The 23,315-nt window shown below is 69.6% G+C and carries 18 protein-coding genes and 1 tRNA gene; 5 read left to right on the top strand and 14 right to left on the bottom strand.

From position 1 onward, the window contains the following. Positions 1-8: 8 nt before the first annotated feature. Positions 9-83, top strand: a tRNA-Thr gene (locus tag PKE75_RS03160). A gap of 36 nt (positions 84-119) precedes the next feature. Here PKE75_RS03160 and PKE75_RS03155 read toward each other — a convergent pair. Then, entirely contained in the window at positions 120-1,016 is an 897-nt protein-coding gene (locus PKE75_RS03155) for an aldose 1-epimerase family protein (protein ID WP_271167240.1), read from the bottom strand. A 377-nt stretch (positions 1,017-1,393) separates the two neighbouring features. Between PKE75_RS03155 and PKE75_RS03150 the strand changes: the two genes are divergently transcribed. Beyond that, positions 1,394-2,794 carry an ethanolamine ammonia-lyase subunit EutB gene (locus PKE75_RS03150; RefSeq protein WP_271167239.1) on the top strand — a complete coding sequence of 467 codons (1,401 nt, stop codon included), beginning with the start codon at positions 1,394-1,396 and terminating at the stop codon, positions 2,792-2,794. A gap of 11 nt (positions 2,795-2,805) precedes the next feature. Continuing rightward, positions 2,806-3,579 (top strand): ethanolamine ammonia-lyase subunit EutC, encoded by a 774-nt coding sequence (gene eutC / locus PKE75_RS03145; RefSeq protein ID WP_271167238.1) that lies wholly within the window; start codon positions 2,806-2,808, stop codon positions 3,577-3,579. A gap of 7 nt (positions 3,580-3,586) precedes the next feature. Here eutC and PKE75_RS03140 read toward each other — a convergent pair whose 3' ends face one another. The 11 genes from PKE75_RS03140 to PKE75_RS03090 form a co-directional block, all read right to left on the bottom strand. Then, positions 3,587-4,381: an adenine nucleotide alpha hydrolase family protein gene (locus tag PKE75_RS03140; RefSeq protein WP_271167237.1), complete on the bottom strand. Its 795-nt coding sequence runs from the start codon at positions 4,379-4,381 to the stop codon at positions 3,587-3,589. Next, positions 4,378-5,565, bottom strand: a complete 1,188-nt coding sequence (locus PKE75_RS03135; RefSeq protein ID WP_271167236.1) for an electron transfer flavoprotein subunit alpha/FixB family protein — start codon at positions 5,563-5,565, stop codon at positions 4,378-4,380. Before PKE75_RS03135 ends, PKE75_RS03140 begins: the two co-directional genes overlap by 4 nt. Further along, positions 5,562-7,445, bottom strand: a complete 1,884-nt coding sequence (locus PKE75_RS03130; protein WP_271167235.1) for a DUF3483 domain-containing protein — start codon at positions 7,443-7,445, stop codon at positions 5,562-5,564. The genes PKE75_RS03135 and PKE75_RS03130 overlap by 4 nt, the downstream gene beginning before the upstream one ends. Before the next feature lie 270 nt (positions 7,446-7,715). Further along, on the bottom strand, positions 7,716-9,758 hold the full coding sequence (locus PKE75_RS03125; protein WP_271167234.1) for an NADH:flavin oxidoreductase: 2,043 nt from the start codon (positions 9,756-9,758) through the stop codon (positions 7,716-7,718). Next, positions 9,755-10,876, bottom strand: coding sequence for an FAD-binding oxidoreductase (locus tag PKE75_RS03120; protein ID WP_271167233.1), 1,122 nt, complete (start codon positions 10,874-10,876; stop codon positions 9,755-9,757). The genes PKE75_RS03125 and PKE75_RS03120 overlap by 4 nt, the downstream gene beginning before the upstream one ends. A gap of 4 nt (positions 10,877-10,880) precedes the next feature. Continuing rightward, entirely contained in the window at positions 10,881-12,140 is a 1,260-nt protein-coding gene (locus tag PKE75_RS03115; protein ID WP_271167232.1) for an aromatic ring-hydroxylating oxygenase subunit alpha, read from the bottom strand. Between the two features lie 209 nt (positions 12,141-12,349). Then, the gene (locus PKE75_RS03110; protein WP_271167231.1) at positions 12,350-13,702 is read right to left on the bottom strand and encodes an L-serine ammonia-lyase; all 1,353 of its coding nucleotides are present in this window, start codon (positions 13,700-13,702) and stop codon (positions 12,350-12,352) included. 151 nt (positions 13,703-13,853) lie between these two features. Beyond that, positions 13,854-14,426: a sarcosine oxidase subunit gamma gene (locus PKE75_RS03105; RefSeq protein ID WP_271167230.1), complete on the bottom strand. Its 573-nt coding sequence runs from the start codon at positions 14,424-14,426 to the stop codon at positions 13,854-13,856. Continuing rightward, positions 14,419-17,403, bottom strand: coding sequence for a sarcosine oxidase subunit alpha family protein (locus PKE75_RS03100; protein WP_271167229.1), 2,985 nt, complete (start codon positions 17,401-17,403; stop codon positions 14,419-14,421). Before PKE75_RS03100 ends, PKE75_RS03105 begins: the two co-directional genes overlap by 8 nt. After that, positions 17,403-17,696, bottom strand: a complete 294-nt coding sequence (locus tag PKE75_RS03095) for a sarcosine oxidase subunit delta (protein ID WP_271167228.1) — start codon at positions 17,694-17,696, stop codon at positions 17,403-17,405. The genes PKE75_RS03100 and PKE75_RS03095 overlap by 1 nt, the downstream gene beginning before the upstream one ends. Positions 17,697-17,712: 16 nt before the next feature. Then, positions 17,713-18,966, bottom strand: coding sequence for a sarcosine oxidase subunit beta family protein (locus PKE75_RS03090; RefSeq protein ID WP_271167227.1), 1,254 nt, complete (start codon positions 18,964-18,966; stop codon positions 17,713-17,715). 289 nt (positions 18,967-19,255) lie between these two features. Here PKE75_RS03090 and PKE75_RS03085 point away from each other — a divergent pair, with 289 nt between their 5' ends. Then, a complete protein-coding gene (locus PKE75_RS03085) occupies positions 19,256-20,221 on the top strand; it encodes a GlxA family transcriptional regulator (RefSeq protein WP_271167226.1) in 966 nt (321 codons plus the stop codon). Positions 20,222-20,240: 19 nt separating this feature from the next. Here PKE75_RS03085 and PKE75_RS03080 read toward each other — a convergent pair whose 3' ends face one another. Then, positions 20,241-21,095 (bottom strand): NAD(P)H-binding protein, encoded by an 855-nt coding sequence (locus PKE75_RS03080; RefSeq protein ID WP_271167225.1) that lies wholly within the window; start codon positions 21,093-21,095, stop codon positions 20,241-20,243. A gap of 87 nt (positions 21,096-21,182) precedes the next feature. Here PKE75_RS03080 and PKE75_RS03075 point away from each other — a divergent pair, with 87 nt between their 5' ends. Next, entirely contained in the window at positions 21,183-21,575 is a 393-nt protein-coding gene (locus tag PKE75_RS03075; protein WP_271167224.1) for a winged helix-turn-helix transcriptional regulator, read from the top strand. A gap of 14 nt (positions 21,576-21,589) precedes the next feature. On the opposite strand, the gene betA is transcribed toward PKE75_RS03075, so the two are convergent. Next, positions 21,590-23,293, bottom strand: coding sequence for a choline dehydrogenase (betA, locus tag PKE75_RS03070; protein WP_271167223.1), 1,704 nt, complete (start codon positions 23,291-23,293; stop codon positions 21,590-21,592). Between the last annotated feature and the right edge of the window lie 22 nt (positions 23,294-23,315).

The raw sequence follows: 23,315 nt of genomic DNA, 5'->3' as shown, positions 1-23,315 counted from the left end.
GAAGGTGCGCCGGATTAGCTCAGCGGTAGAGCAGCGGTTTTGTAAACCGAAGGTCGGGGGTTCAATCCCCTCATCCGGCACCAGTCCCGCGCGGGACGCCTGGATCGGGCGCCGCCTTCTCATGGCCGTCCGGCTGGCCCGATAGAAAACCGGATCTCGAACTCCATGGTCGCGCCGGGCTGAAGCCGGACGACGCCGGGCTTGTCCTCGAACGCGCCGTCCCAGCCGATCGGGCTCGCCATGCCGCGCCAGGGCTCGATGCACAGGAAGGACGCGCCGGACGGCTTGGACCAGACGCCGAGGTCGCCATAGCCACGCCAGGATACGGTGAGCGCCCGCACGACGCCGCCCTCCGGCGCCTTCGCCACATAACGGACCGACCGGCTGGCGACGTCGGGCAGCACCAGGGCGTCCTTGGCGAACAGGTCCGGCGAGAGCGCCAGCGTCACGCCGTCGAACGGCAGGGGCTCCTCCGGGCCGAGCAAGCCGTCCTCTACGGAGCGCGCGACGCCCCTCTCCTGGGTCGCGAACTCGAGCGCATGACCGTCTTTCGCAACGCCCTCCGCGAGCGGCCATCGAAAGGCCGGGTGCGCGCCGATGCAGAACGGCAGAGCCTCGGCGCCCGGGTTCGTCACGCGCGAGATCATCGACAGGATCCCTCCTTCGACCGCGTAGACGAGCTCCAGCCGGAAGGCGAACGGATAGGCCGCCCGGGTCGCGGCGCTGTCGGCAAGCGAAAGCGCAACACGGGATTCGGAGCGCTCCGTCCACTCGAACAGGCTGTCTCGGGCGAAGCCATGTTGGGTCATGCGGTAAGCGGCGCCGTCATGGCGCAGCAGGTCTCCCGAGAGTCGTCCGACGATCGGAAACAGGACCGGCGCATGGCGCGGCCATTCCGGGCCCGCCTGCCAGAGCAGCTCCTCGCCTGCGGCGTCTTTCAGGCTGACGAGCTCCGCGCCCTTCGCCGACACCTCGGCGGAGACGCTTGCGGCGCGGATGCGGCAGGTGTCGGTCATCGATGCATCCACATCCAGAAGCGCCAAGCGCCGGGAAACGCTAACGGAGCGCGCGCGGCGCGGCTTGGCAACCGATCTCCGTTCCGCTGACGGCCTTTTGGCTCGACCGCGATGCGCGTTCCAGACGATCCTGAACGCCGTTACGCTCGCAGACGATCGGTCAGCGCGCCAACCTGTGCGAAGCGGTTAGGCAGAGACCGGAACCGGCATGCCTAAAACATTCCCCGGCTGATAGAATTCAGCGATGGCGCCGCATGGCGGTCAAGGCTTGGTCTCGCCCTTGCTTTCGTCACAGGAAAGATCATCGTCTCACGATCTGACCCGGAACCTGCGCCACGCGCCGGCTCCGAACCGACCAGCGACGGAGAACGGCGCCAATGGCTGCTCTGACATGCGATCTCGGCGGCGATCGCTACGTCTTCGACGATCTTAAGGACGTTCTCGCCAAGGCGTCGTCCCGCAAGTCCGGCGATGAACTCGCGGAGATCGCGGCCGAGACCGACGCCGAGCGGATCGCGGCCCGCATGGCGCTCGCCGACCTTCCGCTGAAGACCTTCCTGAGCGAGACGGTCGTGCCTTATGAGGATGATGAGGTCACCCGCCTCATCATCGACAGCCACGACGCCGAGGCGTTCCGGCCGATCTCGCATCTGACGGTCGGCGGTTTGCGCGATTGGCTGCTCAGCCACGAGGCCGACAGCGCGGCGCTCGCCGCCGTCTCCCCCGGCCTCACGCCGGAGATGGCGGCGGCCGTCTCGAAGCTGATGCGGAATCAGGATCTGATCGCGGTCGCGAAGAAGCGACGGGTCGTCACCGCCTTCCGCACCACGCTGGGCCTCGAGGGCAGGCTGGGCTCGCGGCTGCAGCCGAACCATCCGACCGACGACCTGCGCGGCATCGCGGTCTCGGTGCTCGACGGACTGCTCTATGGCGTCGGCGACGCGGTGATCGGGATCAATCCGGCGACCGACAACGTGCCGAACGCAATCTCGCTGATGAAGATGCTCGACGACCTGCGCCTGCATTACGACATCCCCGCGCAGACCTGCGTTCTGACCCACGTCACCAACACCATCGAGATCATGAACCGGGGCGCGCCCGTCGACCTCGTGTTCCAATCGGTTGCGGGTTCGGAAGCCGCCAATAACGGCTTTGGCGTCGATCTCTCGGTCCTCAAGGAGGCCCATCAGGCGGGCCTCTCGCTGAAACGCGGCACGGTCGGCCAGAACGTCATGTATTTCGAAACCGGACAGGGCTCGGCGCTGTCGGCGGAGGCGCATCACGGCGTCGACCAGCAGACGATGGAGGCGCGCGCCTACGGCGTCGCCCGCGCCTACGATCCGATGATCGTCAACACCGTGGTCGGCTTCATCGGCCCGGAATATCTCTATGACGGCAAGCAGATCATCCGCGCAGGCCTGGAGGACCATTTCTGCGGCAAGCTGCTCGGCCTGCCGATGGGCGTCGACGTCTGCTACACGAACCACGCCGAAGCCGACCAGGACGACATGGACAGCCTGATGACGCTGCTCACTGTCGCGGGCTGCACGTTCCTGATCGCGGTGCCGGGCGCCGACGACATCATGCTGAACTACCAGAGCCTGTCGTTCCACGACATGCTGTACCTGCGCGGCGCGCTCGGGGTTAAGGCGGCGCCGGAGTTCGAGGCGTGGCTGGAGCGCATGGACATGGTGACGCCCGAGGGCCGCATCCGGGAGCTTGGCCTGCGCGACCCGCGCGTCGCCCGGCTCGTCGACCAGACCCGGCTGGTGGCCTGATGGCGCGCGACATGGCGAACGACGCGGTCCCCCCGCCCATCGACCTCTGGTCTTCGATGCGGCAGGCGACCAGCGCCCGCATTGGCCTTGGCCGCAGCGGAGACGCGATGCCGCTGAAGGCGGTCCTCGACTTCCAGCTCGCCCACGCCAAGGCGCGCGACGCCGTCCACGCGCCGCTCGACTTCGACGCTCTCGAAGAGCAGCTCGCCCCCTATGAGACCATCCGCGTCGCGAGCCTCGCGCCGGATCGCCCGACCTATCTCCGGCGCCCGGATCTCGGACGACGGCTCGACAAGGAATCCGCCGCAAAGCTCGACGCCGTGCAGCACGGCTACGACATCGTCTTCGTGCTGTCCGACGGGCTGTCGTCGATCGGCGTCCAGATGCACGCCGCTCCGATGATCCGCGCCTGCATGGAGCGGCTCGGCGACCTCAAGGTCGCGCCGATCGTCATCGCCCGTCAGGCCCGCGTCGCGCTCAGCGACGACGTCGGCGAGCGGCTCGGCGCGCGGCTCGCGGTCTCGCTGATCGGGGAGCGTCCGGGCCTCAGCGTGGCGGAGAGCCTTGGCGTCTACCTCACCTACGAGCCGCGGGTCGGTCGGCGCGACTCCGAGCGCAACTGCATCTCGAACGTCCACGGCCTCGGCGGCCTGTCCTACGACCTTGCCGCCGAGAAGCTCGCCTGGCTCGCTCGCACGGCGCTGAAGCTGCAGCTCACCGGCGTGAAGCTGAAGGACGACGTCGCCGCGATCGCTCCGCCGGAGATCGCGGGGGAAATCGGCTGAGGAGCGCTCAAGCCGCCGGCTTGTTCGCGACGGCGGGCGCCAGCACGCCGATGCGCCGCAGATGCTCGAGGATGGCGCGGGCCGCCTCGTCCGGCGTCGGCTGGACCAGGACGTTCGCGCCGGATGAAGCCATCCCCCCAGTCGCCGCCGCCAGCCGTTCGGCGGCGGAGCCGGTGCCCGGCGCGCTGCGCATCAGCTTCGGCCGAGGGCGGTAGGGGCGCTCCTCGACGGCGATCGGATTCGGCTCCGCAGCGGACCCTGCGACTCCCCAGATCGTGTCCACCCGGCCCCGGCGCGCGACGCCATAGGCATAGGCGCCCGGCGCCGGCGCGCCGGGATGCACCGTGACGAGCGCCGGCAGCCGTACGACGAGCCGTCGCCTGGCACCTTTGGGAAGGGCCTGCTCGACGACGAGCGAGCCCGGCGCAGCGCCGGGCGCAAGCGCGACGGCGTCGGCGACGATCGTCACGCCGAGCGCGGCGGCGACTGCATAGGGCGCCAAGCCGGTCTCCTCGCCGCCCTGCCCCCTGCGTCCGGCAAGCACCAGGTCCGGCGTCTCGGCCTTCAGCGCCGCGACGAGCGCGGGGATCGGATCGTCGCCCTCGCGCGTGGCGAGATGGGTCAGAAGCCCAAGACCGTGGCCGAGGGCGTCCGCGGCCGGCGCGGCGGAGGGTCCTGCGTGGAGGCCTGTGGTTTCGCCCAGGGCGAGCGCGAGGCGCAGCGCCTGCGCTTCGAGCCGCGGCAGGACCGGAGCGCTGGAAACCGGATGCGCGCCGGCCGACAGCAGGACGACGATCTTCATGACGCCCTCTCCGATTCGAGGGCTGCGATCAGCGCGGGCATCACGAGCTGCGCGTCCTGCACGATCGCGAGCCCCGCCCGTTCGATCATGGCGGCGTGGAGGTCCGTGTTGACGGCGACCACATGCTCGCAGCCCGCCACGCCCTGCAGGTGCTGCGGCGCGCCTGCGACGCCGAGCGCGAGATAGCATGTGGCGGTCAGCACCGAACCGGAAGCGCCCACCTGCGAGGCCCGCGGCATCAGTCCGGCGTCGCAGAGCACGCGGCTCGCGCCGGGCGTCGCCCCGAGCGCCTCGGCGAGCCGCCGGAAGGCTTCGATATCCGTCACGCCGTTTCCCGCCGACACCACAAAATCGGCGACCGTCAGCGGCGTCGTCGCCGGATCCGCCGGAATGCGCCGCGCGTCGGTGATCGCTGGCGCCGAAACCTCCGCTGTGGGAAGCGGCTCAGATCGCCCCTCACGGGCTGGGCCGCTGTAGGGCGCGACGACATCGGCGCCGAGCGTCATCAGCCGCGCCGGCGCCGCGCGCTGCGCGACGCGCTTGCCACGCGCGGCGCGCGAGACGGACGTCGCGGAAAGCTGCTCGACGTCCGGGAACAGAGGTTCGCCCGTCAGCAGCGCCAGGCGCCGCGCGAGGTCCCCGCCGTCCGGCGTCTCGGGGAACAGCAGATGGCGCGGCGACAACGCCGCGAAGGCCGAGGCGAGCGCTGCGGCGGTGACGTCCGGCGCATAGTTTTGCGTGCTGGCGAGCGCCGCGACCCGATCCGCGCCGATCGCGCCGAGGCCCTCGATCTCGCCCGCGACCAGCGCCGCCACCGCTCCGTGGGCGCCGGCGAGCGTGCGCGCCGCGCCGAACAGCTGCCGGTCGTGCTGGGTGAGGCGACCGCCGGGCGCATCGGGCACGACAGCGACGAGGAAGGCCGGCGCGTCGACCACGATGACATTCGGCGTGGAGGCGGCGGACACGACCTGCGCGACCGCGCCCTCGCCCCGGTGTTGTCGGTCGAAGCGCGGCCGGGCGGCGCCCGTCACGCGCAGCGCAGCGAATTCCGTGCGGGGGTTGCGTCTGGGGCGGCCGGGGCCACCGTCTGCGGCGCGGCCGGCGAGATCGAAACGCGGCCTGTCGAGCGAAGCGATCTGCGCCGCGCGGCGATCCGCACGCGGATCACGCCGTACGCGGGTCATGCGCCCAACTCCATAGATGCCAGAAGGAGTTCTGCGATGTCTTTAACGTCCGGTCTTACGCCTGTGACGCCTTCCAGCATGGCGGTGCAGGTGGGACACGCGACGGCGACGACCGCAGCGCCGGTCTCGATCGCCTGCCCCATCCGGATGTCGGGGATGCGCCTGTCGCCGGCCACGTCGGAGATCGGTGCCCCGCCCCCGCCGCCGCAGCACATCGAGCGCCGGCCCGAGCGCGCCATCTCCACACGCGACGCCCCGATCAGGTCGAGCACCTTGCGGGGCGCCTCCGTCTCACCGTTATAGCGGCCGAGATAGCACGGGTCGTGGTAGGTGACCGACAGTCCACCGAGGACTCCCGGCTTCAGCCGGCCCGCCTCAATCAGCTCCAGCAGCAGCGCTGTGTGGTGCACGACCGTCCACTCGCCCCCGAAGACCCGGTATTCGTTGCGCAACGCGTGCAGCGCATGCGGATCGGCGGTGACGATACGGCCGAAACGGTAGCGGCCGAGCGTCTCGACGTTGGCGCGAGCGAGCTGCTGATAGGTCGCCTCGTCGCCGAGACGCCGCGCGAGATCGCCGGTGTCCCGCTCCTCCGCGCCCAGCACTGCGAAGTCGACGCCAGCGTCCCGCATCAGGCGCACGAGCGCGCGAAGGGTGCGGCCATAGCGCAGGTCGTAGGCGCCCTCGCCCAGCCAGAGCAGGACGTCGGCCTCTCCGCGGGCGGAGATCACCGGCAGATCCAGGCCCGCCGCGAAATCCGTGCGCGCCGAGAGCGCCCGCCCGCCCGGCTCGCCGGCGCCGCGCAGGTCGGACAGGATGTCGGCGGCCTTTTCCGGGGGGCGGGCGAACTCCATCGTCTCGTTGCGGCGCAGCGAGACGATGGCGTCGACGTGCTCGATCATCATCGGGCATTCCTCGACGCAGGCGCGACAGGTGGTGCAGGCCCAGAGCGTGTCGGGGTGGATGCGCGCGTCCGGGCCGATGAGGCGGGCGAGCGGCGCGGCCGGGGGGTCGACCTCCCGGGCGTTCGGATAGGGACTGCCGGCGTAGGGCGGCTCGTCCGCCGTCATGCCGGCCACGAGGTCCTGGATCAGCCGCTTCGGGTTGAGCGGCTGCCCGGCCGCGAAGGCCGGGCATGCCGTCTCGCACCGGCCGCACTGGATGCACGAGTCGTAGCTGAGCAGCCGGTTCCAGGTGAAGTCCGCCGGTGTCTCGGCGCCGAGCCTTGCTGCGTCGAGGTCGAGCGGCGCCAGGGCCGTGTCGAGCCGGCTCCGGAAACGGCCGGGTCTGGGATGGGCGACGAGATGAAGCGCGCCAGCGACGGCATGGCGCATCGGCCCGCGCCGCACCTCGTAGGCGAGGCCGAGGCCGCCGACGCCCGAGAGCGCGAGCGCCGCGATCAGCGCCGGCGTCGAGGCCGCGCCGAGGGCGAGCAGCAGCGCGCCGGCGAGGCCGCCGAGCGCATAGGCCAGCAACAGAAAGGGCAGGATCTGAAAACGCCCGCCCGAGAGCCGTCGGGGCTTCGCCGGGTAGCGCCGCGCCCCGACGAGCAGCGAGCCGGCGGCAGTGACGCCGAAAGCGAGCGCGACGATCGCCCAATAGAGCCGCGAACCGCCGAGCGACGGCAGGATCGCGAGCCCCGCGAGGACCGTCGCCACGATCAGCCCGCCTGCAACCACCGCATGCATGCGCGAGGCGTATGCGTCGCGCGCGACGACGTGGTGGACGTCGACGAGATAGCGCCTGGGAAGCGCGAGCAGCCCTGGCCCCCAGGCGACCTCAGCGGCTGCGCCCTGCCGCCACCATGCTGCGCGCCGCAGCGCCTGAGCCGTCGCGAGCGCGACCATGACGAAGACCAGGACAGGAAGGGCGTAGGTCATGGCGCGCCGTCCGCCTTCAACCCGCAGCCGTCATGGTCCGGCCTGGCCGGACCATCCATGCCGGACGTGGCGCTCGACGCCGGACATGGGTCCTCCGGTCAAGCCGGAGGACGACGGCGAAAGCGGCCCGGACGGCGCGTTCGAGCGTCATGCCCGGCGCAGCCGGGTATCCACGACTTCGGCGTCGAGCGTCCCGACCGCCGGTAAAGGCGTGGATGCCCGCGAAGGCGGGCATGACGGCGGCGGTTCCGCGCCCGCTCGCCACGACGCTCACAGGTCCTTGCAGAGTCGGAGAGCGTCGTAGATCGCGGCGTGGATGTTACGGCCGGCGACAGCGTCACCGACGCGATAGAGCGCATAGCCCGCCGACAGGTCGTAGGGCTGCGGCTCGCCGCGCACGATCGCGCCCTGGTCCAGCACGCCCTTGTTAACCGAGGCGTTCTTGAGCCCGAAGAACAGCGCATCGACAGGCAGCGTTCCGTGTTCGACCACCACCCGGTCGACGACGCGCTCCTCCTCCGCGTCCGTCATGGTGTTGCGGAGCGCCGCCACCAGCCGGTTGCCTTCGGGGTAGATCTCGATCAGCTCCATGTTCGGCGTCATGACCACGCCGAGCTTGTAGAGCTCGCGCAGGTGGACCGGCTGGTTCGTGGCGCCGAGCTCCTCGCCGACCATCCGGTCATGCGTCGCGATCTCCACGAAGCAGCCGCGCTTCGCGAGCAGCTCGGCGGTGGAGGCGGCGTTGTGCTGGCCCATCTCGTCATAGAGCAGCACGGAGCCGGTGGGCTCGACGGCGCCGGTCAGCACGTCCCAGGTCGTGACGGCGTGCGCCTCGGCGCCCTTCGCGGGGCCGCGGCTGGGCAGGCCGCCGGTGGCGACGATCACGACGTCCGGCCGCTCGGCGAGGATCAGGGCCTCGGTCGCGGCGACGCCGAATCGGAGGTCGACGCCGAGCTTCGTGACCTGGCCGACGAGCCACCGCGTGATCCCCGACAGCGCCTCGCGCCAGCCAGCCTTTGCGGCGACGCCGATCTGCCCGCCTGCAAGCGCCTGCTTTTCGAACAGCACGACCTGATGTCCGCGCTCGGCCGCCACCCTCGCCGCCTCGAGCCCGGCCGGTCCGGCGCCGACCACGACCACCTTCCGCCGCACGTCCCCCTTGGCGATCACGTGCGGCATGGTCGCCTCGCGGCCGGTCGCGGCGTTCTGGATGCAGAGCGCGTCGCCGCCGACATAGATGCGGTCGATGCAGTAGCCGGCGCCGACGCATTGGCGGATGTCGTCCGCGCGGCCCTCGGAAAGCTTCTTCACCAGATGTGGGTCGGCGATGTGGGCGCGGGTCATCGCGACCATGTCGACATGGCCGTCGTGGACGGCCCGGGCGGCGGTCGCGAGGTCGGTCACGCGCTGGGCGTGGAAGACCGGCACGTCCACCTCGCGCTTAATCGCGGAGGGCAGGAACAGGAACGGCGCGACCGGGAAGCTCATGTTCGGCAGCGAGATCGCGTGGGCGATGTGGTCGCGCGCCTGGCCGCCGAGGATGTTGAGGAAATCGACCAGCCCACGACGGGCGTATTCCGACGCGATCGCGAGGCAGTCGTCATGCGAGAGCCCGTCGGCGATCATCTCGTCGCCGGACATGCGGATGCCGATGACGTAGTCGTCGCCGACTTCCGCGCGCATCGCCTCAAGGGCTTCGATACCGAAACGCATGCGGTTCTCGAGACTGCCGCCGTATCTGTCCGTGCGCTGGTTCACCCCGGGCGACCAGAACTGGTCGATCAGATGACCATGGGCCGCCGAGACCTCGCAGCCGTCGAGACCGCCCTGCTTGCAGCGCCGCGCGGCGGCTGCGAAATCGCGGACGACGCGGTCGATGTCCTCCTGCTCCATCTCCTTCGGGATGGTGCGCGAGGCCGGCTCTCGGCGAGGCGAGGCGGAGAGCGTCGGGAACCAGTTCTCGGTGTCGTATTTGGTGCGCCGGCCCATGTGGGTGAGCTGGATCATCAGCTTGGCGCCGTGCTTGTGCACGCGGTCCGAGAACTCCCGGAAGAACGGCACCACGCTGTCGTCGGCGACCGAGACCTGGTTCCAGGGCGCGGCCGGGCTGTCGAGCGCCACCGAGGACGAGCCGCCGAACATCGTGAGCCCGATGCCGCCCTTGGCCTTTTCCTCGTGATAGAGCTGATAGCGCTCCTGCGGCTTGCCGTCCTTGCCGTAGCCGGGCGCATGGCTCGTCGACATCACGCGGTTGCGGATCGTCAGGCCCTTGATTGTGAGCGGCTTCAGAAGCGCGTCGGCGTTTGCGATCATCGGTCGACCACGAGGTCGCTGGTGGGCTTCGAGCAGCACAGCAGCGCCATGCCGGCGTCGATCTCACGCTGGCGGATGCCGCCGCCATGGCTCATGTCGACCGTGCCAGAGACCAGCTTCGACTTGCAGGTGCCGCACAGACCCTTCGAGCAGGATGACGGCAGACGCACGCCGGCCCTACGCGCCGCGGCGAGCACCGTGGTGTCCTCCCCACACTCGATCACGCGCTTCGTCTTGGCGAACTCGACCTTGTAGGTCCGCACGGTCGGCCGAGAGTCCAGCTCCGCCTCGGCGACCACCGCGGCTTCCGTATCCTGCGCGGAGAGCGCGTCGAAATCGAAGCTCTCCTCATGGCGCCGCGCCATGTCGAAGCCGAGCTCGACCAGCATCGACTCGACCGCGGCCATATACGGCGCGGGTCCGCACACGAAAACCTCGCGGTCGCGTAAGTCGGGGACGAGGAGCTTCAGCGCCGGGCGGCTGAGCCTGCCCCGCACGCCCGGCCAGCGCTCGGCGGGACCGTCGGTCTTGCAGATCGCCGAAAACCGGAAGTCGGGGTTGTGGCGCGCCATCAGCTCGAGCTCGTCGCGAAACACGATGTCGGCCGGGGTGCGGGCGGAATGCACGAAGGCGACGTCGCGCGCCTCGCCCAGGTCGTGGAAGGTGCGCGCCATCGCCATCATCGGCGTGACCCCGCTCCCACCCGAAAGAAACAGATACTTTTCCGCCGGATGCCGGAAGCAGGTGAACTCGCCCATCGGGCCCATCGCGCGAACGACCGAGCCCGGCTTCATCGTGTCGTGCAGCCAGTTCGACACCGGGCCGCCGGGAACGCGCTTCACCGTGATCGCCACCGTATCCGGCGTCGTCGGCGCGGAGGCGATCGTGTAGCAGCGGTTGATGGTCTCGCCGCCGATCTCGAAGGCGAAGGTCAGGAACTGGCCGGGCTGGTGCGCGAAACGACGGGGACTTTTCGCCGAGAACACGAAGGTGCGGACGTCGTGCGTCTCCTCCCTCACGGTGCGGCAGATCAGTTCGTCGTCCGCGTCGGCGTCCCATGGCCGCGGATTCGCGAGCCGGGCCTCCGCGGGCTCCATTGGGCCGACGATCGCATCCATCGCGTCAGCGGCCGATGTGCTCGGCCATGCGGCCGGCGTACCAGTTGACGAACTTGTCGACGAGCATCTCGGTGTTCGGCGAGTACGGCCCTGGCCGGTAGGCCGGGCTGCGGGCCCCCTGCTGGCATAGGCCGACGAGCTCGCTGTCCTGGTCGTTGGTCGCGAGCCAGACGCTGGTCAGGTTCTCGAGGTCGTAGTCGACCCCTTCGACCGCGTCCTTGTGGACGAGCCATTTCGTGCGCAGCAGCGAGCGCTCCGCGTCGAGCGGCAGCACCGAGAAGGTCACGATGTGGTCGGCCAGGAAGTGGTGCCACGAGTTCGGCTGCGTCCAGAACGACAGGCCGCCGAGCTTCGCGCTCGTGAGGTCGCCAAGCAGCTTCCCGCAGGCGGCCTTGGTGTCGAGCGTGTGGGACTCGCCGTCGCCGTCGAGCGGCAGGCGCTCGGTGCGGAAGCCCGTCACCATCGTGTCGAGCTCGTCGATCTCGCGCGACGGCAGACCCTCGGCCTCCCAGTCCGCGTGGTTCTTCGCGATCAGGCAGCCGTAGCGCTCGGCGTTGGCGCGGTCGAACTCGTCCATCTCCTCCGGCGCGAAGCCGAATCCATAGGCGAACAGCGGAACCGTCAGCTCCGGATGGTTGGCGCCGCAGTGATAGCACTCACGATTGTTCTCCATCGTGAGCTTCCAGTTGCCGGGCTCGATGATGTCGCTCTGGAAGGCGACCTTGGTGTTCCGCACATTGTGGGGCGCGATGTAGGGACCCATGCGCTTCGCCATCTCGTCGAAGTCCGTTGGCGGCTCGTCGGCGAGGCAGACGAACAGCAGACCTTCGAGAGAGCGGACGTGGACCGGCTTCAGGCCGTGGCAGGAGCGATCGAACGCCGGGCCCATATGCTCGGCGTGGATCAGGTCGCCGCCGAGGTTGTAGGTCCAGGAGTGGTAGCGGCAGACGAGGTTGCCGACGGTGGTCTTCTCGTCGGTGACGAGCCGCGCGCCGCGATGGCGGCAGACGTTGTGAAAGGCGCGGACCTCGTTGTCGTCGTCGCGGACCACCGCGATCGACGCCTTGCCGATGTCGAAGATCGCGACGTCGCCCGGCTCCGGAACGTCGGGCTCGACGCCGACATAGATCCAGTGCTTGCCGAAAATGTGCTCCATGTCGGCCTCGAAGACGTCGGGGCTGAGATAGAACGCCGCCGGCAGGCTGTGCCCGGACTGACGCTGCCGCAGCAGGCTCCGGAGCGGCGTGGTCAGGACGTCGAGCATCGGGATCCTCCGAGGCCATCGCGGCGCGAGCGGCGCTGTCTGGAAGGATTATGATCGCGGGCCGCATGACCGCTGTTCCGCGAGCGACATTGTCTGAGGGAAACGCGACTTGGATCGCTCAGACGCTGCTGGGAACCAAGCCCGGGACCCGCGTTTGCTGCCTTGCTCGTAGCTGACCGCTCTGTGTCAGAGCCTTTCGGCCCAAGCCCTCAGCAGGCCGCGACGTTGACCGCGAGACCGCCCTGGGAGGTCTCCTTGTATTTCGCCTGCATGTCCGCGCCGGTCTGCTTCATCGTCTCGATCACCTCGTCGAGGGTCACGCGATGGATGCCGTCGCCGCGGAGCGACAGGGAGGCGGCGACGATCGCCTTGTTGGCGCCGAAGGCGTTGCGCTCGATGCACGGGATCTGCACCAGCCCGCCGATCGGGTCGCAGGTCATGCCGAGATGGTGCTCGATCGCGATCTCGGCGGCGTTCTCGATCTGCTCGGCGGTGCCCCCAAGCGCCGACGTCAGGCCCGCCGCGGCCATCGCGGCAGCCGAACCGACCTCGCCCTGACATCCGACCTCCGCGCCGGAGATCGACGCGCGGCGCTTGATCAGGCCGCCGATCGCGGCGGCGACCAGCAGGAACTCGCGGCCGCGCTCGGGCGTCCAGCCGGGACAGAAATCGCGGAGGTAGCGCAACACGGCGGGCACGATGCCAGCGGCCCCGTTGGTCGGCGCGGTCACGACCCGGCCGCCGGACGCGTTCTCCTCGTTCACGGCGAGAGCGAACAGGCTGACCCAGTCGACGATCTCATGCGGAGGTCGGCTGTTGATCAGGCTGCGCTCGTTCAGCGCCGCATGCATGCGCTTGGCGCGGCGGCGGACCTTCAGGCCGCCCGGCAGCATTCCGTCCTGCACCATGCCGCGGTCGATGCAGTCGAACATCGCCTGGATGATGGCGTCGAGGCCGTCATCGACTTCGGCCTGAGAGCGCGTCGCGAGCTCGTTGACGAGTTGGATTTCGGGGATGGTGCGGCCGGTCTCGGCGCAGAGCGTGAGAAGATCCTCGCCGCTGCCGAAGGGAAGCGGATAGGCGATCGGGTCCGCCGCGGCCGCATCCTGCTCGGTGACGACGAAGCCGCCACCGATCGAGTAGCAGACGTATTCGTCCAGCATTTCGCCGCAGCCGCCGTAGCTGCGGAAGCGCATGCCGTTGGTGTGCAGCGGCAGCATCTCGGTCCGATTGAAGACGAGGTCGGTCGCGGGGTCGAAGGAGACGCCAACGAGCATTCCTTCGAGCCGACGGGATTCCCTCAGCGCCGCGACATAACCCTCCATCGCATCGGGATCGACCGTCGCGGGCTCGTGCCCGAGCAGACCGAGGCACAAAGCGGCGTCGGTTCCATGCCCCTTCCCCGTCCAGGCGAGAGACCCGAAGATCTCGGCCGTGATCCGGGCCAGGCCGTCGAAGCCGGCCGCCCGCGCACGATAATCCCGTGCGGCGATCATCGGGCCGACAGTGTGGGAGCTCGACGGGCCGACGCCGATCTTGAAGAGGTCGAATGCGCTGATCATGAAATGCTTATGAGCAAGTGCGAGGCCAAGCGGCGCAGATGATCCGAACCGCCGCCGATCGTGAGGAATGACAGTCGCGAAGCGATCCGGCGCGCCATCTGATGAGACGGCCGTCTCTTCCGTGCGCCGCTTAGCGTCAGGCTTAAGACTCTCAGACGGCGACGGTGGAGTCCGCCGCTTCGACGAGGAAGCCGTGCACGTAAGCCGCGAAGGAACGCCAGCAGTCAACGCGATAGACCGGAGCGTCGGATGGACGCAGGAGCACGATCTCGACCTTGCCGAGCAGTGTGCGGGCGGCCGAGCCGGCGGGGAACGCGGCGTCGCCCAGATCAAGCGGGCAACCGGCGTTGAGCGCCTGGGCCGCGGCCGCGCCCGAGATTTCGAAGCCCACATCGCGATGCGAGACGTCGACCAGCGAATGGAAACAGCCCTCGAGCGCCTGCTCGATCTCGCCCTGAATCAGCTCGTTGTCGGCCTCGGGGGCGCCGGTGAGCCATTCGTCGGGACCAAGCCGGGCGCACCACCGCTCGCCGGTTCCGACCATGCGGTTGATCGCGAGGTCGAGGCCCGCAAGCTTGGGCTGCGCGTCGCCCAATCGGACACGGAAAGAAAGCCGGGTGGCTGGTCCAAGCGCACGAACCTCGACGCCGGAAGACGGCGACACGGCGCGCGCGGCCGTATCCAGCGCCCCGACGCGGCGGGCTAGGAAGCGGCTCTCAAGCATTGACGCGGCTCCCGTCGGGATCGAAGAACACTGGCTCTCTCACGGTGACTGCGGTGAAACCGTCCGGCGTCGTGACGTGGAGCGTCCGCCCGGTCAGCGCGCGGCCGTCTGCGACGAGCGCCATCGCGATCGAGCGGCCGCAGCTCGGGCTGAAGTAGCTCGACGTGACGTGCCCGAGCATCGTCATCGGGATCGGTTGGTTCGGATCGGCGACGATCTGCGCGCCCTCGTCGAGCACCAGCGACGGGTCACTTGTGGCGAGCCCCACGAGTTGCTTGCGGCCCGCCGCCAGGAGATCGGGCCTCGCCAATGAACGTTTGCCGACGAAGTCGGGCTTGGCCCTGGCGATCATGCCCGCGAGGCCGACGTCGTCCGGCGTCACGGTGCCGTCCGTCTCCTGGCCGACGATGATGTAGCCCTTCTCGGCGCGCAGCACGTGCATGGTCTCGGTGCCGTAGGGCGTGATCCCGAACGGCGCGCCGGCTTCGACCACCGCCTCCCAGACCGCGCGGCCGTAGTCGGACGGCACGTTGATCTCGTAGCCGAGGTCGCCCGTGAAGGAGACGCGGAACAGCCGGCACGGCGCGCCGCAGATGTGCCCCTCGCGCACCGACATGTGCGGGAAGGCCTCGTTCGAGAGGTCGATCCCGGCCACCAGCCCCGCGATCGTCTCGCGCGCCTTCGGGCCCTGGACGGCGATCACCGCCCACTGCTCGGTGGTGGAGGTCAGGAAGACGTCGAGCTCCGGCCACTCCGTCTGGAGGTAGTCCTCCATATGCGCCAGAACCCGCGGCGCGCGGCCGGTCGTGGTCGTGACGTGGAAGCGGTCGTCCGCGAGCCGTGCGACGACGCCGTCGTCGAGAATGTAGCCGTCCTCCTTCAGCATCAGCCCGTAGCGGCAACGGCCGACGCCGAGCTTGATCCACGCGTTGACGTAGAGCCGGTTCATGAACTCGGCGGCGTCGGGCCCGACGACCTCGATCTTGCCGAGCGTCGAGCCGTCGAACACGCCGACGCCCTCCCGCACAGCCCTGCATTCGCGCGCGACCGCGGTCTGCCGGTCCTCACCGGGGCGCGGAAAATACCAGGCGCGCCGCCAGAGGGCGACGTTCTCGAACGTCGCGCCATGCTCGGCGGCCCACTCGTGGATCGGCGTGGTGCGGATCGGATCGAACAGCGCGTGGCGAGCGGGACCGACCAGCGCGCCGAAGGTGACCGGCGTATAGGGCGGCCGGAACGTCGTCGTGCCGACCGACGGCAGCGGCCGGCCAAGCCCCTCGGCCACGATGCCGAGCGCGTTCATGTTCGACGTCTTGCCCTGATCCGTCGCCATGCCGGTCGTGGTGTAACGCTTCACATGCTCGATCGACTCGAAGCCCTCGCGCATGGCGAGCTTGAGGTCCTTCGCCGTCACGTCGTTCTGGAAGTCCACGAAGGCGCGGACCTTGGCCGGATTGGCGTCGGTCGGCAGCGCGCGCGCCGGCTTGAAGCCGATCCGGGTCTCGCTCGCGGCGAACGTCCGGCGCGCCGACGAGCCCGCCGCCCGCGTCCCGGCCGTGAAGCCGCTGTCGAGGCAGGCGGCGAGATCGTAGATCCCGCTCGCCGCGCCGGCGGAGCGCTCGGCCTGAGCCGAGACGCCCGGAACGAAAGCGTCGAGCGCGGCGTCGAAGGCGAGCTTCCCGCGGGACTGGGAGAACAGGTGAACGGCCGGGGTCCAGCCGCCGGACATGCCGACGCAGTCGCAGGCGATCACGCGCCGCGCGCCGACCCCGCCGTTGGAGAGGGGCGCGACGACGAGGCCCTCGACGCGTTTGCGGCCCTGCGTCCCAACGATCGTATGTCCGGTCAGCACGTCGACGCCCGCGGCGCGGAGCCAGGCCGCTTCCGGCCCGCATTCCCGCTCCTCACGGATGTCGACCAGCGCGACGTCGATCCCTGCGGCCTTTGCGTCCGCCGCCGCCACATAGGCCGATGCGCCGCTGGTGGCGAACACGGTCCTCCGGCCCGGCGCGACGCCATAGCGGTTGATGAACACGCGCACGCTCTCGGCCAGCATCACGCCCGGTCGGTCGTTGTCGGCGAACACAAGCGGGCGCTCGTGACTGCCGGTCGCGAGCACGACCTCGGCGGCCCGCACCTGCCACAGCCGTTCGCGCGGCGTCCCGGCGGGCGCGTCGGAGCGGTGGTCAGCGACGCGCTCCACCATCGCGACGTGATTGTGGTTGTAGTAGCCGAACACGGTGGTGCGCGGCAGCAGCACCACGTTCTCGCGCGCGTCGAGCTCGCCGATCGCAGCGGCGCGCCATGCTTCGGCGCCGCGACCGTCGATCAAGGCGTCCGGCTGATGCAGCAGCGCGCCGCCGGGCTCGGCCTGCTCGTCGGCGACGATCACCCGCTTGCCCGTCTCGGCGGCGGCCAGCGCCGCAGCGAGGCCGGCGGGTCCGGCGCCGACGACCAGCACGTCGCAATGGGCGTGGCGGTTGGCGTAGCGGTCCGGGTCGGCGACCTGTGGCGCGACGCCGAGGCCCGCGGCCGCGCGGATCACGGGCTCGTAGACCTTGTCCCAGAAGGAGCGCGGCCACATGAAGGTCTTGTAGTAGAAGCCCGCGACGAACACCGGCGACAGCAGGTCGTTCACCGCGCCGACATCGAAGGCGAGCGACGGCCAGCGGTTCTGCGAAACGATCTTCAGCCCGTCGCGCGCCTCGACGACGCTCGCGCGGTTGTTGGGGTCGACGCGCCCCGGCCCGCGATCGACCGACAGCAGCGCGCTCGGCTCGTCCGAGCCATGGCTCAGAATTCCGCGCGGCCGGTGATACTTGAACGAGCGGCCGACGAGGTGGACGCCGTTCGCGAGCAGCGCGGAGGCGACGGTGTCGCCGGTGAAGCCGTCGATCATGCGGCCGTCGAAGGTGAAGCGGATCGGTTTCGACCGGTCGATACGGCCGCCCATGGGGAGTCGGAACGCCTGCGCCATCACGCCCTCGTCTCGGTCAGCGGATGCTTCGGCTGTTCGCCGGCCTTGTAGGTCTCGACGAAGCGGTCGGTGTAGGTGTCACGCAGCGCGTTGAACCATTGGCCGCAGCCGTGGAGATGCCGCCAGCGCTCGGCGTGCAGACCGCGCGGGTTCTTCCGCACGAACAGGTGCTCGGCCCAGATCGCATCGTCCACCTGCGCGGGATCTGCGGGCCGCGCGATATGGGCCTCGCCGCCGCAGTGGAACTCGACCTCGGGGCGCTTTCCGCAGAACGGGCAGTCGATCAGCAGCATGGCCTCGGCCCCTCGTTCAGTGCGCGACGGCGGCGGCCGCCGCTTCGTCGATCAGGCGGCCCGTCCGGAAGCGGTCGAGCGTGAACGGCGCGTTGATCGGGTGCGGCTGTCCCGTCGCGAGCGTGTGCGCGAACACATGGCCGGAGCCCGGCGTCGCCTTGAAGCCGCCGGTGCCCCATCCACAGTTTACGAATAGGTTGTCCACAGGCGTCCGGCCGATGATCGGCGAGCGGTCCGGCGTCACGTCCACGATGCCGCCCCAGGAGCGCAGCATCCGCATGCGCGTGAACTGCGGGAAGATCTCGCAGATCGCGTCGAGCGTATGGGTGGTGATATGGAGGCCGCCCTGCTGGCTGTATGAGGTGTATTGGTCGGTGCCGGCGCCGATCACCAGTTCGCCCTTGTCAGACTGCGAGATGTAGGCGTGGACCGCGTTCGACATGACCACGCAGGGGAACACCGGCTTCACCGGCTCCGACACCAGCGCCTGAAGCGGATAGCTTTCGAGCGGCATGCGCACGTCCGCCATCGCCATGACCCGCGAGGTGTTGCCGGCCGCGACCACGCCGATGCGCCCCGCCCTGATGAAGCCGCGCGTGGTCTCGACGCCCGTCGCCGCGCCCGACGCGTCGCGGCGGACGCCGGTGACCTCGCAGTTCTGGATGATGTCGACGCCGCGCGCGTCCGCGCCGCGGGCGTAGCCCCAGGCGACCGCGTCGTGGCGCGCGGTGCCGGCCCGGCGCTGCAGCGCGCCGCCGACGACGGGGTAGCGGACGTCAGGCGAGATATCGAGCGGCGGGCAGAACGCCTTGCACTCCTCGGCCGACAGCCATTCATTGTCGATTCCGTTCAGCCGGTTGGCGTAGACGTGCCGCTTGAAGCTCTGAACGTCGTGGGCGTTATGCGCAAGCATCAGCACGCCGCGCTGCGAGAACATCACGTTGTAGTTCAGCTCCTGGGACAGGCCCTCCCAGAGCTTCAGCGCGTGCTCGTAAAGATGCGCGCTTTCGTCGTAGAGGTAATTCGAACGGATGATCGTGGTGTTGCGGCCGGTGTTGCCGCCGCCGATCCAGCCCTTCTCCAGCACCGCGACGTTGGTGATCCCGTGCACGGTCGCGAGATAGTAGGCGGTCGCGAGCCCGTGTCCGCCGCCGCCGACGATGACGACGTCATAGGCCGGCTTCGGATCGGGGGCGCGCCACTGCCGGCCCCACCCCTGATGACCGTCGACGGCTTCTTTCAGAAGGGACGCAAGTGAGAAGCGGCGCATTGGTCGACCTCTGAGGACGGCAGGATCGTGCCGTTGCGTGCGCCTGCAGGCTTGACCGACGGCGACCGCGATTTGGGGTTTTGCGACGGCGCGGCGAAGCAGGCTCCGATCCTTCATCTCATCGGCAATGAGGGACTCGGCGCGCCATCTTTTAACCGCTCCAATCCGCGATTGACCTCGTCGCCGCGGCTGCGAAAATAGATGCCGCATAGCGGCGCCCGAGGGCACGCGCGAGAGCCTGGACATGGACGCGACGACTGCTGCGAACCGCTCCGTCCCGGAGCGTCCGATGACCATCGGATTCATGCTGGTCGAGCGGTTCTCGATGATCGCCTTCGCCTCGGCCATCGAGCCGCTTCGGCTCGCAAACCGCGAGGCCGGGCGTGAGCTTTATGCGGTCTCGATCTATTCGGAGACGGGCGGCCCGTGCGCCGCCTCGAATGGCGTCGCCGTCGGCGTGGAGCGCAGCTTCGCTCAGGCGCCGGATCTCGACATGGCGCTCGTCTGCGGCGGGATCGACGTCCACCGCATCGACCATGGCGCGCTCACCACGGTCCTGCGTCGCCTGGCGTCCCGCGGCCGCGCGCTCGGCGCCCTCTGCACCGGGCCTTACGTGCTCGCACGCGCCGGCTTGCTCGACGGCTACCGCGCCACCATCCACTGGGAGAACATCCCGAGCCTGGCCTCCGAACACCCCGAGACCGAGGTCGAATCGGAGCTGTTCGAGATCGACCGCGATCGACTGACCTGCGGCGGGGGCTTCGCGGCGGCCGACATGATGCTGGCGCTGATAAGCCGCGATCACGGCAATGCGCTGGCGTCTGAAGTCGCCGAGCAGTTACTGCATCCGCGCATACGCGAGGCCGGGGAGCGCCAGCGGATGGACCTCCGCATGCGCCTTGGCGTGTCGCATCCGAAGCTGCTGAAGGTCGTCGCTCTGATGGAGAAGACCATCGAGGATCCGCTCAGCAGCCAGGAATTGGCTGACTCCGTTCGGCTCTCGACGCGTCAGCTGGAGCGACTGTTCTTTAAATATCTCGGCCAGTCGCCGGCCAAGCATTATCTGCGGATACGCCTCGAGCGCGCGCGCACGCTGATCCGCCAGACGTCGATGCCGATCCTCTCGGTCGCGCTTGAATGCGGGTTCTCCTCCGCCTCGCACTTCTCGCGCGCCTATCTCGACGGCTTCGGAAAGCCGCCGAGCGCGGAACGGAAAGCCCCGGTTCCGCAGGCAGCCGCGCGCGCCGCGGAGTGAGCGCGCGGCCTGAGCAGGGTCAGCCCTTCAGCGCCTGGGCGACGCTGTCTGCAAGCGGCGTCGACGCACGGCCGATCAGCCGGCGGAGATCGTCGCCGGAGCCGTCGAGCGCGCCCTTCGCCGCAGCGGCGTCGCTGTCGGCCAGCAGCCGCGCGACCGGCTCGGGGAGCCCGGCCTGCAGCAGCGCCGCGGCGTAGTCCGCCTCGCTCAGGTCGCGGTAGGGGATCGTCCGTCCGGTCTGGCGGCTGAGCTCGGCGGCGAAGTCCGCCAGCGTCCAGCTCGGCGCGCCGGCGAGCTCCCAGACCGCCCCGGCCTGGTCGTCCCGCGTCAGCACGGCGGCCGCGGCCGCCGCGTAATCCACGCGGGCGGCGCCGGCGATGCGGCCCTCGCCGGCCGCGCCGAAGACGGCGCCGTGCGCCAGCGCCGCCGGGACGCTCGCGAGATAGTTCTCGGCGTACCAGCCGTTGCGGAGCAGGGCGTGGGCGAGGCCCGATGCGCCGAGCGCCGCCTCGGTACGGCGGTGCTCCTCGGCGAGGCCGAGCTGCGAGGTGGGCGCGCGCAGGACGCTGGTGTAGGCGACGAAGCCGACGCCGGCCGCGCGGGCGGCGTCGATCGCGGCCTGATGCTGGGCGACGCGCCGGCCGATCTCGCTCGACGAGATCAGCAGCAGCTTTTCGACGCCTGCGAAGGCCGCGGCCAGGGTTTCGGGACGGTCGTAGTCGGCCTCGCGCACGACGACGCCCCGAGCGGCCAGATCCGCGGCCTTGGACGACGTGCGCACGGCGGCGACGATGCGTTCGGCGGGGATGGTGTTGGTCAGCGCGTCGATGACGAGGCGGCCGAGCTGGCCGGTGGCTCCGGTGATGGCGAACATGGCGGGTCCTTCCGTGGTTTGCCGTTGTGTTCGCTTAGGTACGGCATTAGCTTACTTTTCGTAAGTACGCACACAAAGGTAAGCGTCATGGCGACGGATCCCCTGACCGCGGGCGCGCCGCTCGAGGAGCGCATGGCGCGTGGCGACGTGTTTTCCCCGCGCTGCCCGTCGCGCAAGATCATGCAGCACGTGACGAGCCGTTGGGGGGTGCTGGCGCTGGTCGCGCTCCGGTCCGGAACGCTGCGCTTCAGCGCGTTGCGCCGCCGGGTGAACGGCGTCAGCGAGCGCATGCTCGCGCAGACGCTGAAGGCGCTGGAGGAGGACGGGCTGGTGGAGCGCCGCGCCCTGCCGGTGGTGCCGCCGCACGTGGAGTACAGCCTGACGCCGCTCGGCCGCGCGGCCGCCGAGAAGGTCAACGCGCTTGCGGACTGGATCGAGACCAACCTGTCGGAGATCCTCGCCGAGCGCGCGGGCCGCTGAACGACGCGTCGCCGTCAGGCCGCCCGCTGCGCCGGGCGCTTCGCCGGCGCGTCGCCGGCGACGAAGTAGGGCGCGTCGCTGCGGGGAAGGGGCGTCCGGCCGCGGATCCGGTCGGCGATCTTCTCCGCCATCATGATCGTCGTGGCGTTGAGGTTGCCGGTGATGATCAGCGGCATGATCGAGGCGTCGACCACGCGTAGACCGTCGATCCCGCGCACCCTGCCCTCGCCGTCCACCACCGCCATCTCGTCCTCGCCCATCTTGCAGGAGCAGGAGGGATGATAGGCGGTCTCGGCGTGAGAGCGCACGAAGCCGTCGAGATCGGCGTCGGTCTGCAGGTCGTCGCCTGGTCCGATCTCGCGGCCCCGATACGGGTCGAGGGCGGGCTGACGCATGATTTCGCGGGTGATGCGGATCGCGTCCCGGAACTCGCGCCAGTCCTGCGGCTCGCTCATGTAGTTGAACAGAATCGAAGGGTGCTCGCGCGGGTCCTTCGACTTGAGAGCGATCCGCCCGCGGCTCGGCGAGCGCATCGAACCGACATGCGCTTGAAAACCGTGCCCTTCGAAGGCGTTGGTCCCGTTGTAGCTGATCGCGACAGGCAGGAAATGGAACTGAATGTTCGGCCAGGCGAACTCGGAGCTCGACCGAATGAAACCGCCGGCCTCGAACTGGTTTGAGGCTCCGAGCCCGGTTCCCAGGAACATCCACTCCGCGCCGATTTTCGGCTGGTTCCACCACTTGAGCGCCGGCGCCAGCGAGACCGGCTTCTCGCACTCGTACTGCAGGTACATCTCGAGATGATCCTGCAAATTCCGCCCGACGCCGGGCAGGTCGAGCACGAGCTCGACGCCGACGTCGCGCAGCAGGTCGGCGGGGCCGACGCCCGAACGCTGAAGGATCTGCGGCGAGGCGATCGCTCCGGCGGACAGCAACACCTCACGCGTCGCATGAGCAGTCGCCGGCTCGTCGCTGGACCCGTGGAGATAGGCGACCCCGATCGCGCGCTTGCCAGAGAACAGGATCCTGTCGGTCGTCGCATGTGTGACGATGGTGAGGTTCGGGCGCGCCTTCGCAGGATCGAGATAGCCGCGGGCGGTCGAGGAACGGCGGCCTTTCGGCGTCACCGTCCTGTCCATCGGACCAAAGCCCTCCTGCTGGTAGCCGTTCAGGTCGTCGGTCCGCGGATAGCCGGCCTGCACGCCCGCGGATACCATCGCCTCGAACAGCTCGTTGTTGCCGGGCTTCGGCGTCGCCACGCTCACGGGTCCGTCGCCGCCGTGGTAGTCGTTCGCGCCGGCGTCTCGCGTTTCGGCCTTGCGGAAGTAAGGCAGGCAATCGGCGTAGGACCAGTTGCTGAGGCCCGGCGCCTGCGCCCACCCGTCGAAGTCCATGGCGTTGCCGCGGATGTAGCACATGCCGTTGATGAGCGAGGAGCCGCCCAGTCCCTTGCCGCGCCCGCACTCCATGCGGCGGCCGTCCATATGCGGCTCGGGATCGGTGTAATAGGCCCAGTTATAGCGTCGGCCTTGCAGCGGATAGGCGAGCGCCGCCGGCATCTGCGTGCGAAAGTCGAGCCGATAGTCCGGGCCGCCGGCCTCGAGCAGCAGGACGGAGACGTGCGGATCCTCGCTCAGCCGCGCGGCCAAGACAGCGCCCGCGGAGCCGGCGCCGATGACGATGTAGTCGTAGTCCTTGCGCTTATCGTTCTGGGCCATGCGGCTGGTCCGTTCGACGTTG

The organism is Hansschlegelia plantiphila (genome assembly GCF_027922265.1).
Taxonomy (GTDB): domain Bacteria; phylum Pseudomonadota; class Alphaproteobacteria; order Rhizobiales; family Methylopilaceae; genus Methylopila; species Methylopila plantiphila.
Note: the sequence above shows the minus strand (reverse complement) of the source record. Positions and strands in the feature narration are given on the sequence as shown.